The organism is Priestia sp. ST2, from assembly GCF_055810735.1.
Genome location: NZ_JBVVNT010000001.1, coordinates 692,751 through 705,553, shown reverse-complemented (window position 1 = coordinate 705,553; position 12,803 = coordinate 692,751). Strand labels below are relative to the sequence as shown.

At 39.7% G+C, this 12,803-nt stretch carries 16 protein-coding genes; all 16 read right to left on the bottom strand.

The window, feature by feature from the left end; all coding sequences use genetic code 11:
- The 16 genes from fliQ to fliG all read right to left on the bottom strand — a co-directional run bounded on the left by fliQ (window position 1) and on the right by fliG (window position 12,797).
- Complete coding sequence (gene fliQ, locus AC0KUU_RS03630; protein ID WP_016765390.1) at window positions 1–270, bottom strand: flagellar biosynthesis protein FliQ; 270 nt, start codon at window positions 268–270, stop codon at window positions 1–3.
- A 10-nt stretch (window positions 271–280) separates the two neighbouring features.
- Window positions 281–949: a flagellar type III secretion system pore protein FliP gene (gene fliP, locus AC0KUU_RS03625; RefSeq protein WP_322552402.1), complete on the bottom strand. Its 669-nt coding sequence runs from the start codon at window positions 947–949 to the stop codon at window positions 281–283.
- Entirely contained in the window at window positions 942–1,583 is a 642-nt protein-coding gene (locus AC0KUU_RS03620; RefSeq protein ID WP_097824500.1) for a flagellar biosynthetic protein FliO, read from the bottom strand. Before AC0KUU_RS03620 ends, fliP begins: the two co-directional genes overlap by 8 nt.
- Window positions 1,584–1,646: 63 nt before the next feature.
- The gene (locus tag AC0KUU_RS03615) at window positions 1,647–2,009 is read right to left on the bottom strand and encodes a response regulator (protein WP_043976490.1); all 363 of its coding nucleotides are present in this window, start codon (window positions 2,007–2,009) and stop codon (window positions 1,647–1,649) included.
- 21 nt (window positions 2,010–2,030) lie between these two features.
- A complete protein-coding gene (gene fliY, locus AC0KUU_RS03610) occupies window positions 2,031–3,161 on the bottom strand; it encodes a flagellar motor switch phosphatase FliY (protein ID WP_280560142.1) in 1,131 nt (376 codons plus the stop codon).
- Window positions 3,151–4,152 (bottom strand): flagellar motor switch protein FliM, encoded by a 1,002-nt coding sequence (fliM, locus tag AC0KUU_RS03605; RefSeq protein ID WP_028410819.1) that lies wholly within the window; start codon window positions 4,150–4,152, stop codon window positions 3,151–3,153. The genes fliY and fliM overlap by 11 nt, the downstream gene beginning before the upstream one ends.
- A gap of 20 nt (window positions 4,153–4,172) precedes the next feature.
- The gene (fliL, locus tag AC0KUU_RS03600) at window positions 4,173–4,604 is read right to left on the bottom strand and encodes a flagellar basal body-associated protein FliL (protein ID WP_162214907.1); all 432 of its coding nucleotides are present in this window, start codon (window positions 4,602–4,604) and stop codon (window positions 4,173–4,175) included.
- Window positions 4,605–4,607: 3 nt separating this feature from the next.
- Window positions 4,608–4,817 carry a flagellar FlbD family protein gene (locus tag AC0KUU_RS03595; protein ID WP_025750317.1) on the bottom strand — a complete coding sequence of 70 codons (210 nt, stop codon included), beginning with the start codon at window positions 4,815–4,817 and terminating at the stop codon, window positions 4,608–4,610.
- A gap of 35 nt (window positions 4,818–4,852) precedes the next feature.
- Window positions 4,853–5,647, bottom strand: coding sequence for a flagellar basal body rod protein FlgG (gene flgG, locus AC0KUU_RS03590; RefSeq protein ID WP_121945944.1), 795 nt, complete (start codon window positions 5,645–5,647; stop codon window positions 4,853–4,855).
- Between the two features lie 25 nt (window positions 5,648–5,672).
- Window positions 5,673–6,101 (bottom strand): flagellar hook assembly protein FlgD, encoded by a 429-nt coding sequence (gene flgD, locus AC0KUU_RS03585; RefSeq protein ID WP_162214908.1) that lies wholly within the window; start codon window positions 6,099–6,101, stop codon window positions 5,673–5,675.
- A gap of 9 nt (window positions 6,102–6,110) precedes the next feature.
- The gene (locus AC0KUU_RS03580; RefSeq protein ID WP_322552403.1) at window positions 6,111–8,618 is read right to left on the bottom strand and encodes a flagellar hook-length control protein FliK; all 2,508 of its coding nucleotides are present in this window, start codon (window positions 8,616–8,618) and stop codon (window positions 6,111–6,113) included.
- A 17-nt stretch (window positions 8,619–8,635) separates the two neighbouring features.
- Window positions 8,636–9,253: a magnesium transporter MgtE N-terminal domain-containing protein gene (locus tag AC0KUU_RS03575; RefSeq protein ID WP_162214910.1), complete on the bottom strand. Its 618-nt coding sequence runs from the start codon at window positions 9,251–9,253 to the stop codon at window positions 8,636–8,638.
- Between the two features lie 9 nt (window positions 9,254–9,262).
- Window positions 9,263–9,706 (bottom strand): flagellar export protein FliJ, encoded by a 444-nt coding sequence (gene fliJ / locus AC0KUU_RS03570; protein ID WP_013058874.1) that lies wholly within the window; start codon window positions 9,704–9,706, stop codon window positions 9,263–9,265.
- Between the two features lie 2 nt (window positions 9,707–9,708).
- A complete protein-coding gene (gene fliI / locus AC0KUU_RS03565; protein ID WP_043976481.1) occupies window positions 9,709–11,022 on the bottom strand; it encodes a flagellar protein export ATPase FliI in 1,314 nt (437 codons plus the stop codon).
- Window positions 10,997–11,785 (bottom strand): flagellar assembly protein FliH, encoded by a 789-nt coding sequence (fliH, locus tag AC0KUU_RS03560; RefSeq protein ID WP_043976479.1) that lies wholly within the window; start codon window positions 11,783–11,785, stop codon window positions 10,997–10,999. The genes fliI and fliH overlap by 26 nt, the downstream gene beginning before the upstream one ends.
- Window positions 11,778–12,797 carry a flagellar motor switch protein FliG gene (fliG, locus tag AC0KUU_RS03555; protein WP_025750326.1) on the bottom strand — a complete coding sequence of 340 codons (1,020 nt, stop codon included), beginning with the start codon at window positions 12,795–12,797 and terminating at the stop codon, window positions 11,778–11,780. The genes fliH and fliG overlap by 8 nt, the downstream gene beginning before the upstream one ends.
- Window positions 12,798–12,803: the final 6 nt, after the last annotated feature.

Genomic DNA, 12,803 nt, shown 5'->3' with positions numbered 1-12,803 from the left:
CTAGCCTACGTACCGATACAGATTTGAAAAAATTTCATATGTAAATGAAATCATTTTTGATAACATCCACGGACCAAAAAATACAATCCCTACTAAGACCGCTACAATCTTAGGAACAAAAGCAAGAGTTTGCTCTTGAATTTGGGTAGTTGCTTGAAAAATACTAATAATGAGCCCAACTACAAGGGCCAGCAGCAATAAAGGGCCAGATACAATTAAGATCGTATACACGCCTTTTTCTGCTAACGAAATGACAAATTCTCCATTCATTGTCTATCACCTATTGAAAACTTATTAATAATGATTTAACAACTAAATTCCAGCCGTCAACCAGTACAAATAGTAAAATTTTAAACGGGAGCGAAATCATAACGGGAGGAAGCATCATCATTCCCATAGACATCAGCACGCTTGCTATAATCATATCGATAATGAGAAAAGGAATAAAAATCATAAATCCAATTTGAAATGCTGTCTTTAGCTCACTGATTGCATAAGCCGGAACGAGCGCAGTTAAGGGAATATCTTGAACAGAGGATGGTTTATCTATATCCGCATATTCTAAAAAAAGAGCTAAATCTTTTTGTCTTGTATGAGCACTCATAAATTCTTTCATTGGTTCAGCTGCTTTTTCATAGGCTTGATTCAGCGTGATTTTTTCTTTTAAAAGCGGCTGCAGCGCCTGTTCATTTACCTGAGAAAAAGTTGGCGCCATAATAAAAAACGTTAAAAACAGCGATAAACCAACTAATATTTGATTAGGAGGCATTTGCTGTGTCCCAAGCGATGTACGTACAAATGACAGCACAATGACAATTCGTGTAAAGCAGGTCATCATAATTAAAATTCCAGGAGCTACCGAAAACACCGTCACCAGCAACAAAAGCTGGACAGACGTGGAAATATTTGTAGGACTGCTCGAGTTAAAGAGATTCATCACTTCATTCATCGTTCTTTTTGTTCCTTTCTAACTCTTTCAGTACGTTTTGCCTTTTTATTTTCATTTCATTCATTTCTCGCTGAAAAAGCTGCTGAAAAGAATGACTAGATTTCTCTTCTTTTTTAGAAGTCAATTTTTCTAAAAAAGACGGTAGTACGACTTTATATTCGCTCTCGTTTTTCTGTTGTTCCTCATACTGCGTGAGCAGCTGCTGTTTCTCTTGCCCTGTAATTTCTGAAAGAAGCTGCACATTTTCACCGACTCCGATGATAAAAAGCTGATTTCCAACTTTAACTACTTGTACAGATTTGCTGCTTCCAACATTTGTACCACCCAAGTTTTGTACTACTTTATTTTTTTGCAGCAGCCTCCCTTTTTTATTTACAAATTTTAAGAGCGCAAAAAGCAGCCCAATTACAAGTAAAAACGCGAATATCATCTTCACAATATCTCCAGCTGAAAGTGTAGGCGTCCCCTGGAGTTCAGTTTTTTCTTTTGAATCAGTACTCTCATTCTCTGAACACTTCTCCGTTTTTTCCAAACATTCTTTTACGGATGCAGATCCACTTTCTGCATAAACGATTTGATTTGATCCTGCTAATACGCTTATTAACAGCGCAGCAATTACGAACTTTCGCAGCAATGTCTGCCACCTCTTACTTCAACATAGTGTAAGATTAGCGGGAAAGCCCCGCCAATCTGTTGTTTATCCAATTGCTTTTGAAATTGCCTCTAATACTCGATCTGCTTGAAAAGGCTTAACGATAAAATCTTTTGCCCCTGCTTGAATCGCATCAATCACCATTGCCTGCTGGCCCATGGCTGAACACATGATCACCTTAGCATCACTTTTTATGCTTTTAATTTCTTTTAAGGCCGTAATTCCATCCATTTCAGGCATCGTAATATCCATTGTGACAAGATCTGGTGCATGCTCTTTAAATAACTCCACAGCCTGCTGGCCGTCTGCCGCTTCTGCTACTACTTCATATCCATTTTTCGTTAAAATATCTTTAATCATCATGCGCATGAATGCAGCATCATCTACAATTAAAATTTGGTTTCCCATCTCTACTCCTCCTAAAAATCATTACTTTAGTTTGTTAATACGGTCTCTTTGACTAATAATATCGGTTACGCGAACGCCAAAATTCTCGTCAATGACGACCACTTCACCTTTTGCTATTAATTTGCTATTAATCAAGATATCTACTGGTTCGCCCGCTAGTTTATCAAGTTCAATGATTGCACCAGAAGATAATGCTAAAATCTCTTGAACCGTTCGCCTAGTTCTTCCAAGCTCCACGGTAACTTGAAGCGGGATATCAAGCAGCATGTCTAAATTTCGTGAATCCCCTTGAGGAGAAGACACGTGCTCAAACTCTGAAAACGATGCGGGCTGAACATCAACTGGTACATGAACAGTTTCTGCCTGCTGTGTTTCTTCATGCTGTATGTATTCAGCGGCCGGCGGTTCTGTTTGCTTTTCGTTAAGATCTGATTCTTTTTCAATAGAAGCTGCCGTATCTTCTGCGCTTGGAACTAAAAGCTCTTCCACCAAGCTTTTGGCAAAAGATATCGATAAAAGCTGCATAATATTCGAATCGATTAATGTGCCTACCTTCAAATTAAAAGAGACTTTTACAAAGACGTCATCTTGGGGAATAAGCTCTGTGCCTTCCCCTTTTTGAATATTTAAAATATCTAAGCTCGGCGGAGAGATATCAATTTTCTTTTGAAATACCGTGGACATAGACGTCGCTGCAGAACCCATCATTTGATTCATCGCTTCCTGCACTGCACTCAGCTTAATTTCATCCATGATTTCCGTCGGATTCTCACCCGTTCCACCAAGCATCAAATCTGAAATAACAGCTGCATCTTCATGTTTAATAACTAACAAATTCGTACCAGAAAAGCCTTCTGTATACTGAACTTGTACAGCGACATGAGGATTTGGAAATTCATCCGTCAGCTCTTCTTTATATACGAGCGATACAAACGGTGTGGTAATATCGACTTTTTGATTCAATAAAGCCGATAGCGCTGTTGCTGAACTGCCAAACGAAATATTTCCAATTTCGCCAAGCGCGTCTTTTTCCATTTCCGTAAAGTAATCATCTACTTGACTTGACTTATTCGGCTCTGAAAACTCGTCAAGTGAAGAAGTTCCTTTTAACAACGCATCAATTTCATCTTGCGAAAGCATGTCATCGTTCATTCCTTTCGTTCCTCCTCTTAACATCATCTAGAATTTGCACAGCGACTTTCCGACTGACTTTTCCAGGCTGTGCAATAAATTTAGGTTGTTCTCCGACGTAAATAGTTAACGGATTATGAACGCTTGTTTGCAGTCGAATAACATCTCCCGCATCTAATGCTAGGAAATCTTCAATTGAAATATCCGCTTTTCCTAGCTCGGCTACAACCTGCAATTCCGCATCATTGATTTGTTCCTTTAGCTGCTCAACCTCTTGTACGTTAGGTTCTTTTTTCGAAGATTGCATCCAGTAATGAACGGACAGTTTGGACACAATCGGCTCAAGCGTCACGTGCGGAATACATAGATTGATCATGCCCGTTTCATCTCCAATTTGTACGTTTAATGAAATGACGATGACAATTTCATTTGGTGAAATTACCTGCAAAAACTGAGGATTCACTTCAAACTCTGATGTTTCAGGTTCAATTTCCGCAATAGAACTCCAAGCTTCTCTCATACTGTCTAACGTTTTCTCTAGCAAGTTTCGAACCAAGCTCGTTTCAATCTCCGTTAAGTTACTAATTTTCCCACCGCTCTCGCCTTGTCCCCCAAGCAAGCGGTCAAGCATCGCATAGGCAATGTTCGGATTGACTTCCATAATGATATGCCCTTCTAAAGGAGGGACGGCTATCACGTTTAAGATGGTTACTTTCGGAACAGAGCGAATGAACTCCTCATACGGAATTTGATCCACTGATACAACGGACACTTGTACAACGTTACGAAGCTGCGCCGAAAAGACGTTGATTAACATGCGCGCATAATTTTCATGAATTCGCGTCAAACTGCGAATCTGATCTTTTGAAAAACGCAGGGCGCGTTTAAAATCATATGTACGAATACGCTGTTTTTTATTTTCCTTTTTTAGCTCATCCGCATCCATCTCTCCGGTTGATAACGCGGATAATAGGGCGTCAATTTCATTTTGTGATAATACATCCCCTGCCACTAGCTTCCCTCCCTTTTTCTTTACTGCAGCACTTTAGACGTTGTATAAATTTTAACAACATGTCCGTTTTCCATTAATTGATCAATTTGCTTTGCAATATCTGTTTCTAACGTGCTGAGTCCTTGCGTTCCTTCAAAATCTTGAGCGCTCATATCTGAGAGCCTTTTGATAATAATGTCCCTTACTTGAAAATCTCTTTTTTGAAGCTCTGCCGCTGCTTTTTTACTATCCATTTGAATTTTAAAAGAGATGCTGATGTAGTTATTGCTTTTTAAATTTGTTTTAATATCCGTTACATCCACAGAAGCTTTGATCACATCGTCGATAGATGGACCTTTTTCAGTACTTGCCTGCTCTGTATACTTTAGCGTCACGATAACAGCAACGCTTCCTATTAAAGTAAGAGAAAGCATGATAATAATCATCTTACTAATTAGCTTATTTTTAAACACACTTTATTCCTCCGTCGTTTGCTGAAGCCCTAATACGTTAATTCGCTGATAATAGCTCGTCACTTTCTCATTCACTTCTTCAACTGAATCCTTTACCACTAGCTTTTTGTTATTCGTTAGCGTAATGGTCGTATCAGGAAATGCCTCAACCTGCTCGATGTAGAGCGCATTTAACGTAAATGTTTTGCCGTTTAGCCTTGTTAAAGTGATCATAATTAACCGGAGTAATACCTACTCCTTCCTCCCGCCTATCGTTTTAGATTCACTAATTCTTGCAGTATTTCATCGGATGTTGTAATAATTCTTGTGTTCGCTTGAAATCCGCGCTGTGCAACAATCATGTCCGTGAATTCTTCCGATAAATCGACGTTGGACATTTCAAGGGCGCTTGAGACGAAGGTTCCTGTACCGTTGGCTCCTGGAGCTCCTAGCAAAGGATTTCCTGAGTTTACGCTTTGAGCAAATAAATTTCCTCCTGCCTTTTGGAGTCCTTCATTATTTGCAAATTTAGCAAGTTCAATTGTTGGTGTATTTGGAGTTATATTTCCGTTAGCATCTGTGATATTAACCTTCCCATTTGCTCCTATACTGTAGCTTTTACTTGTTGAAGGAATATTGATATTCCCTCCTCCAGTTTTTTGTACGTACAGTCCATCACCCGTTACCAAATTACCGCTGCTATCCAAATAAAAATTCCCTGCCCTTGTGTAATAATTTGTGCTTCCATCATTTACAACAAAATACCCATCCCCAGCAATAGCTAAATCTAGCGGACGTCCCGTTGACTGAATGCTTCCTGCCGTTTGAACTGTATCAATTGTGCCAATTTGCGAACCTAAACCGACTTGTTTAGCATTAACACCTCCACGGTTAGCTCCCGGTGCTGTTGCTCCTGCTACCTGCTGACTTACTAAATCTTGAAACGTTGTACGTCCTTTTTTATAGCCGTATGTATTAACGTTGGCAATGTTATTTCCTAGGACATCTAATTTAGTTTGAAAATTTTTCATGCCGCTGATTCCTGAGTACATCGAACGTAACATAAAATCACTCCTTAAATTTGGTTGGTTAACTGCTTACTTCTAAGATATCGTTTAGCGAAAGTACCGTATGATTTTCATCATTGATCCCAAACGATACCTCATTGTTTTTGACGGATGCTGTCGAAATGACTCCTTGCTTTTTATTTCCTTCCTCATCTAACCATGCAGCGGTTTTCCCAATTAATTCGCTTCCTTTTAAAATAGGAGAAGCCTGAGACTGCGTTACAAACGTATTGAGCGATGTGCTCATATTTGTCATTTGTTCAAGAGATGAAAACTGAGCCATTTGAGCAATAAAGTCTTTGTCTTGCATTGGATTCATTGGATCTTGATTTTGAAGCTGAGCAATCAAAAGCTTCAAAAAGTCATCTTTGCCAAGCGAGCTGTTTCCCGTTTGCTTCACTGGTGTGTCTCTATTGCTTAAATACAAGTCAGACGTAATTTCATTTGTCATTGTTATCACCTATACGTTGTAGTTAATGAGCGCTGCTTCAAAAGAAGATAGAAAGGAAGCCGATCCTTCCAATTGCTGTGAATCTTGATCTTCTTCTTCTTTTTTAAACGCTTCTTTTTCCTGTCTTTCTTTTTGCTGGTCGTTTTCATTGTTGTACGACACCGCTTGTTCCGACAGTAGCACATCGATTTTATCAATTGACACATGCTGAGACGCGAGACCGTGCCGCAAAGTTGAAAGGTTGGCGTCCAATAACTCTTTTGTTTTTGCTGACGATACGACAATTCGCGCAACCGTTTCACTGTCTTTTTGAAGCATTTCAATTGAAATCGCACCTAGCTGTTTTGGAAATAACTTAATGAAAAGCTTGGATGTTCCCTCTTCAGTACTGAACGAAGCTTTACTCCATATTTTTTCAAGCTCGTTTACCAAATTGCTAGACTGTTGATAGTCAGATTTTGCTTGCCCTAGATAAATAGAGAACTGCTGAAGCTTAGGCATTTCTCCACTTCCAAAGGATGATGGCTGATTCTCTACTGTCGCTCCGGTTGTGTTTGTATCTGCAGAACTTTCTGAAGATGTATGAACAGCGTCCACACCGACTTGATCAACGGATACATGCTGAGACGTGAGAGCTTGTCGTAATCTGAAAAGGCTGGCGTCTAACAGCTCTTTTGTTTTCGCTGACGATACAACTACTTGCGCAGTCGTTTTATGATCTTGTTGACGCACTTCAATTGAAATCGTACCTAGCTGCTCTGGCCATAACTTAATAGAAAGCTTAGATGCTCCCTCTTCAGCGCTGAGCGAAGCTTTACTCCATATTTTTTGCAGCTCGTTTACCAGATCATTAGACTGTTGATGATCTAATTTCACTTGCCTTAAATCAATAGAAAACTGCGGCACTTTTTCTTCTTTAGCAAAAGCGTTCATATCTTTTACAGAACTTTCTAGAGCTGCTTGAACAGCGACCACATCGACTTTATCAACCGATACATGCTGGGAAGTCAGAACTTGCCGTAAAGTCGCAAGATTGGCGTCTAACAGCTCTTTTGTTTTCGCCGACGATACAACCACTTGCGCAGTCGTTTCATTTTTTTGCTGAAGCACTTCAATTGAAATCGTACCTAGCTGTTTTGGAAATAACGTAATGAAAAGCTTGGATCTTCCCTCTTCAGCACTGAGCGAAGCTTTACTCCATATTTTTTGCAGCTTGTTTACCAGATCATTAGACTGTTGATGATCTAATTTCACTTGCCTTAAATCAATAGAAAACTGCGGCACTTTTTCTTCTTTAGCAAAAGCGTTCATATCTTTTACAGAACTTTCTAGAGCTGCTTGAACAGCGACCACATCGACTTTATCAACCGATACATGCTGGGAAGTCAGAACTTGCCGTAAAGTCGCAAGATTGACGTCTAACAGCTCTTTTGTTTTCGCCGACGATACAACCACTTGCGTAATCGGTTCATTTTTTTGCTGAAGCACTTCAATTGAAATCGTCCCTAGCTGTTTTGGAAATAACGTAATGAAAAGCTTGGATCTTCCCTCTTCAGCACTGAGCGAAGCTTTACTCCATATTTTTTGCAGCTCATTTAACAGATTGTCAGACTGTTGATGATCAGATTTTACTTTCCCTAGATCAATAGAAAACTCTTGGATTTTGGGTACTTCTTTAGATCTGAAAGATGATGGATGATTTTCTAACGTCGCCCCGGCCGTGCTAGCAGTGAAAGAAATTTCACTATCTTTTTTTGAACTATCCCTATCCATACTTTCGTTACGTAAAACCACATCTTTTTTCCATGGAAGCTGATTCAAAAATGGCACTTTTTCCTCTTTATGAACAGCGTCCATATCTCTTACAGAACTTTTTGGGGCCGCATGAACAACGGCGAAGAAACCAGCTGAGCGCTTTTCATGTAAGGTATCGGTTAATACACGTGGTTGTTTATGAATTTTCTCTATTTTTTCAGCAGCAGCTTTCCGCAAACCCTCAAGCTGCGAATTCGAAAGGGTCACTGACTGCAGCTGCGGTTTTTGTAGTTCTTCCATGAGCTGAGCGAACTCCGTTTGAAACGCAGATGATGTATTTTTACAAATGGTCAACAAGGTAGAAATAGAAGACAAATATTGTTCTTGACTGTCTGTTTCAGATGAAACAGGTGCCAGCTGCATGTCTGTTAACACGTGCTGCAGCTTTAGAAGCGGCTGTTCCAAATCTAGACTACTTGGAATACTACTGATCATCTCAGCTAGATGTTCGTACAAGACAGACGGTTCATCTTCTTCATCTTCTGCTTCGCTTAACTGAATCGCCATTAATCCGACCGCCTTGAAGACGTCTCCATCTACCGCATGTTCATCGGATAATTTCTCCCCGCGCGCTAAAGACTGCGCATCTAGCTGCTTAAGCTGCTGAACGATTTCTTCCAAAAAACCCTGAGTCTTACTAGCAGCTACTTTTTCATCGCAGTTTACCTTTGATGCAGCTGCTGGACGTAGTGAAATTTCCACTGTTTTCACCTCTGCTTTTATTCCTCAATCTGATCTGTTAACAATGTCGTATAGCGTGCAGCTACTTTCGGATCCATTTTTTCTAAGATTGCCGTTCTTGTACTCGCTTTGAACTGCTTAAGCATCGCGACCGCTTTGTCTTCTTTTAATTCGGCAAAGATGAGCGCTGCATTTTTAGGAGACATATTTTCATAAGTAGCAATGACATCTTTTTTTGCCAGCTGATTGTTCTTTTGTTTTTTCGCTTCATCATCGGCTTTTTCTTCCATATCGCGCATTTCAATTTTTAGTTCATCCATTTGACGATCTTTTGTAGCGATCGTTTTCTCATAAGCTGCGATTTGCTTTTCTTTCGTGCTCAGCTTCTTTTGAAGGCTCTCAACCTGCTTTTGTATTTCTTCATTGCTTTCTTGAATATTTTCATTTTTTTGCGACTGTTCACTTGATACAAACGGAATGGCGTGTGTAATACCTGAAACTTTATCATTTACATTAACGCCTAAAAGCGTCAGAACAATATAAGCCGCCAAGATGAGGAACACCGCTGGAATAAAGATTAAAAATAAAAACACTTGGCTTTTACTGTAAGACTTTTCTTCTTCGTACTCTTCTCTTAACTCTTTTTGATTAGCCATGTTTTCCACCTAATTCCTATGCAGCATATACTGCTGTAGCGACAGCTCATCCATTTGCTTCGCTTCTAACTGTTTTTCCGCGGTTATATAAGAATCGTAGTCTCTCTTTTTTAACTTTTCATACTTCTTTACTTCTATGTTCTTTTCTTCTAGCTTCAGTTTCTTTAAGTTCATTTGCTGTCTTGCAAACATGACCTCTTGTTGCAGCCTTTCAATCACTCGTTCGGCACTTGTTAAAAACTGCTGAAACGATGTAATTTCTAAAATAGAAAGCCCTTGCTTCATTTTGCCCGTATGCTGTTCAATCAGCGTTTCTTTTTCTTTTAGCTTTTTATAAAGCTTTTCACCCGCTGTTTCAAACTGCTGCAAGGATTGATTATATTGAGATAGCAGTTCATCCTTTTCATTTGACTTGATTGCCATTATTTTAGATAACCTAAATTCATATGCCATATTTACTCACCTTTCACAAACAGTTCACAGAGCTTTGTTACACTTGTTTCAAATGATGGATGTTCGTTCGTTTTTTGCTTTAAAAATGCATCAATGACAGGATGATAGTGGATGGCCTCATCAATGTAAGCAGAAGATCCTCTTTTATAGGCACCTATGTTAATTAAGTCTTCAGAATTAGCATAGGTAGCCATTAATGAACGCAGTTTTTCAGCTGCTTCTTTGTGCCGTTCACTTACGATATGGTTCATCACGCGACTAACGCTTTTTAAGACATTGATGGCCGGATATTGACCTTTATTGGCCAGCTCCCGGTCTAGTACAATATGTCCGTCTATAATGCCTCGCACCGTATCCGAAATAGGTTCGTTCATATCATCACCGTCTACTAATACAGTGTAAAAAGCAGTAATAGATCCATGTTGATTAGTTCCTGTACGTTCAAGCAGCCTTGGCAAGCTAGCAAAAACAGATGGTGTATAACCTTTGGTAGTCGGAGGTTCACCTACGGCTAATCCAATTTCTCTTTGAGCCATTGCTACACGGGTAACAGAATCCATCATCATCATGACGCTCAGCCCCTCATCTCGAAAGTATTCAGCAATAGAAGTAGCTGTATATGCTGCTTTCATTCGAAGCAGAGCAGGCTGATCCGAGGTAGCAACTACTACAACGGAGCGCTTTAACCCTTCCTCTCCAAGATCTCGCTCAATAAACTCTCTAACTTCTCTTCCTCGCTCGCCTACAAGGGCAATGACATTGATATCTGCTTTTGTATTGCGTGCAATCATCCCGAGCAGCGTACTTTTCCCAACACCGCTTCCTGCAAAAATACCGATGCGCTGCCCTTGACCTACTGTTAGCAAACTATCAATCGTTCGTACCCCTACTTCAATTGGCTGTTCAATAGGCGGGCGCTCTAAGGGGTTAGGCGGGTCTTGGTCGGTTAAAACAAACGGCAGATATTGAGAAAGTTCAGACCCGTCTAAAGGGTTCCCTAGCGAATCAAGCACTTGACCTATTAACTCTTTTCCCACGCTTACCTGCAGAGGTTTTTCTGTCGTTTCCACTAGGCAGCCAGGTCCGATATATCGAACAGACGTATAAGGCATTAAAACGACGTGTTCACCGTTAAAACCAACAACTTCTGCACGAATTTTATCTCCTCGTTCACTAAGATGAATAAAGCAAACATCTCCTATTGACGTTCTAGGTCCTTTAGATTCAATCATCATTCCTACTACTCGGCTGACTTTCCCGTACCGTTTAAAAGAAGATATGCGCGGGATTTCATGAATGAGTTGTGCGACTTTCATGTTTACTCTCCTCTAACAAACGTTCTTTTAATTTTTTCTTCATTTCCGTTAACTGACTATCAAAAGAAGCAACAAGACGCCCATAAGAGGAGTCGATGACACAATCCATTTCCTGAAGATTTTCATCTGCATAAATAAATAGCCCGGTTTCTCCGTTCAACAAATCGAACAGTTCTCGTTTATGTTCACATACATATGCATATTTTTTCGGAGAAACAAAAAGCTGGATTTCTTTATGTTCTCTAACTTCTTTTAAAGACCTTGCAACAAGTGATAAAAATGATTCATCTCTTTGAAGCTGCTCATTTAAAATCGTTTCAGCTAGGGTGAAACCTAATTCAAAGATGATTTCTTCAGATTGATTTATATATTCGTAGTACTGATTCTTTGTTTCGTCAACAATGTTTCGCGACATGGCTAATACATGCTCATACTCTTGTTTTCCTTGAAGTAGCCCTTCTTCGTATCCTTCTTCATAGCCTCGCTTTTGTTCTTGTTGAAACAGCAGCACCTTCTCTTCTTCCCACTGCTTTTTCAAACGTTCAATTTCGTTTTGAACTTGTTTTCGGTAAGCGTCTGCCTCGGCCTTTATTATTTCAGCTTCACTGTGCGCTTGTTTAATAACATGCTGTGCATTTTCTTGCTGAAGATGCTCTTCTGTGGGCTCATCTTGTATCGGAAAACCAAACGGAATGACTTGAATGTGCTTCGCATTTTCGTCTGAAAGTTTGTTCGTATAAGTTGATTTAATGATATTAGACAATAATATCGTCTCCTCCACCTCGAGCTAGTACAATTTCACCAGCATCTTCTAAACGTCTAATTGCAGCAACGATACGTGACTGAGCTTCCTCTACATCTTTCAAACGCACAGGACCCATAAATTCCATTTCTTCTTTAAACGTTTCCACCATACGGCTAGACATATTTTTAAAAATAATAGATTTCACTTCTTCACTTGCTACTTTTAAGCTCAACAATAAATCATCATTTTCTACATCTCGTATCACACGCTGAATAGAACGGTTATCGAGCGTTACGATATCCTCAAATACAAACATTCGCTGTTTGATTTCTTCTGCTAATGCCGGATCTTGAATTTCAAGCGTATCAATAATAATTTTTTCAGTCGCTCGGTCTACTCCATTTAATACTTCAACTACTGCTTCTAAACCACCTGTTTGGGTATAGTCTTGGGTAACAGTAGCAGAAAGCTTTCTCTCTAAAATTTGCTCCACTTCATTAATGACTTCGGGAGACGTACTTCCCATCGTGGCAATCCGTCTTGCAATATCCGCTTGCCTTTCCTGAGGCAGTGATGATAAGATTTGTCCTGCCTGCGGCGGCTCTAAGTAAGATAAAATAAGGGCAATCGTCTGAGGATGCTCATGCTGAATGAAATTTAACAGCTGCATAGGATCAGCTTTTCTGGCAAAATCAAACGGACGAACTTGCAAAGAAGAAGTTAATCGATTGATAATCATCATAGCCTGCTCTGGTCCAAGTGCTTTTTCTAACACCTGTTTCGCATAGCTTACTCCTCCTTTTTCAAGGTAGTTTTGAGCAAGCGTTATTTGTTCAAACTCATGAAGCACAGCTTCTTTTAGAGACGGCTCTACTTTTCTCACTGAAGAAATTTCAAGCGTTAGTTGCTCAATTTCATCTTCACTGAGATGTTTATAGATAGAAGCTGATACATCCGGACCGAGAGAAATCAACAAAATTGCTGCTTTTTGCTTTCCAGTTAACTCATTTTTTTGCATAGCCTTTACCATTAGCTT

What these genes read in the sequence shown, in the direction of transcription:
- flgD (WP_162214908.1), bottom strand. Translation starts at nt 6,101, where the DNA reads ATGACAAATGAAATTACGTCTGACTTGTATTTAAGCAATAGAGACACA.
- flgG (WP_121945944.1), bottom strand. Translation starts at nt 5,647, where the DNA reads ATGTTACGTTCGATGTACTCAGGAATCAGCGGCATGAAAAATTTTCAA.
- AC0KUU_RS03615 (WP_043976490.1), bottom strand. Translation starts at nt 2,009, where the DNA reads ATGGGAAACCAAATTTTAATTGTAGATGATGCTGCATTCATGCGCATG.
- fliP (WP_322552402.1), bottom strand. Translation starts at nt 949, where the DNA reads ATGAATGAAGTGATGAATCTCTTTAACTCGAGCAGTCCTACAAATATT.
- AC0KUU_RS03595 (WP_025750317.1), bottom strand. Translation starts at nt 4,817, where the DNA reads ATGATCACTTTAACAAGGCTAAACGGCAAAACATTTACGTTAAATGCG.
- fliY (WP_280560142.1), bottom strand. Translation starts at nt 3,161, where the DNA reads ATGAACGATGACATGCTTTCGCAAGATGAAATTGATGCGTTGTTAAAA.
- AC0KUU_RS03575 (WP_162214910.1), bottom strand. Translation starts at nt 9,253, where the DNA reads ATGGCTAATCAAAAAGAGTTAAGAGAAGAGTACGAAGAAGAAAAGTCT.
- fliQ (WP_016765390.1), bottom strand. Translation starts at nt 270, where the DNA reads ATGAATGGAGAATTTGTCATTTCGTTAGCAGAAAAAGGCGTGTATACG.
- fliJ (WP_013058874.1), bottom strand. Translation starts at nt 9,706, where the DNA reads ATGGCATATGAATTTAGGTTATCTAAAATAATGGCAATCAAGTCAAAT.
- fliG (WP_025750326.1), bottom strand. Translation starts at nt 12,797, where the DNA reads ATGGTAAAGGCTATGCAAAAAAATGAGTTAACTGGAAAGCAAAAAGCA.
- fliI (WP_043976481.1), bottom strand. Translation starts at nt 11,022, where the DNA reads ATGAAAGTCGCACAACTCATTCATGAAATCCCGCGCATATCTTCTTTT.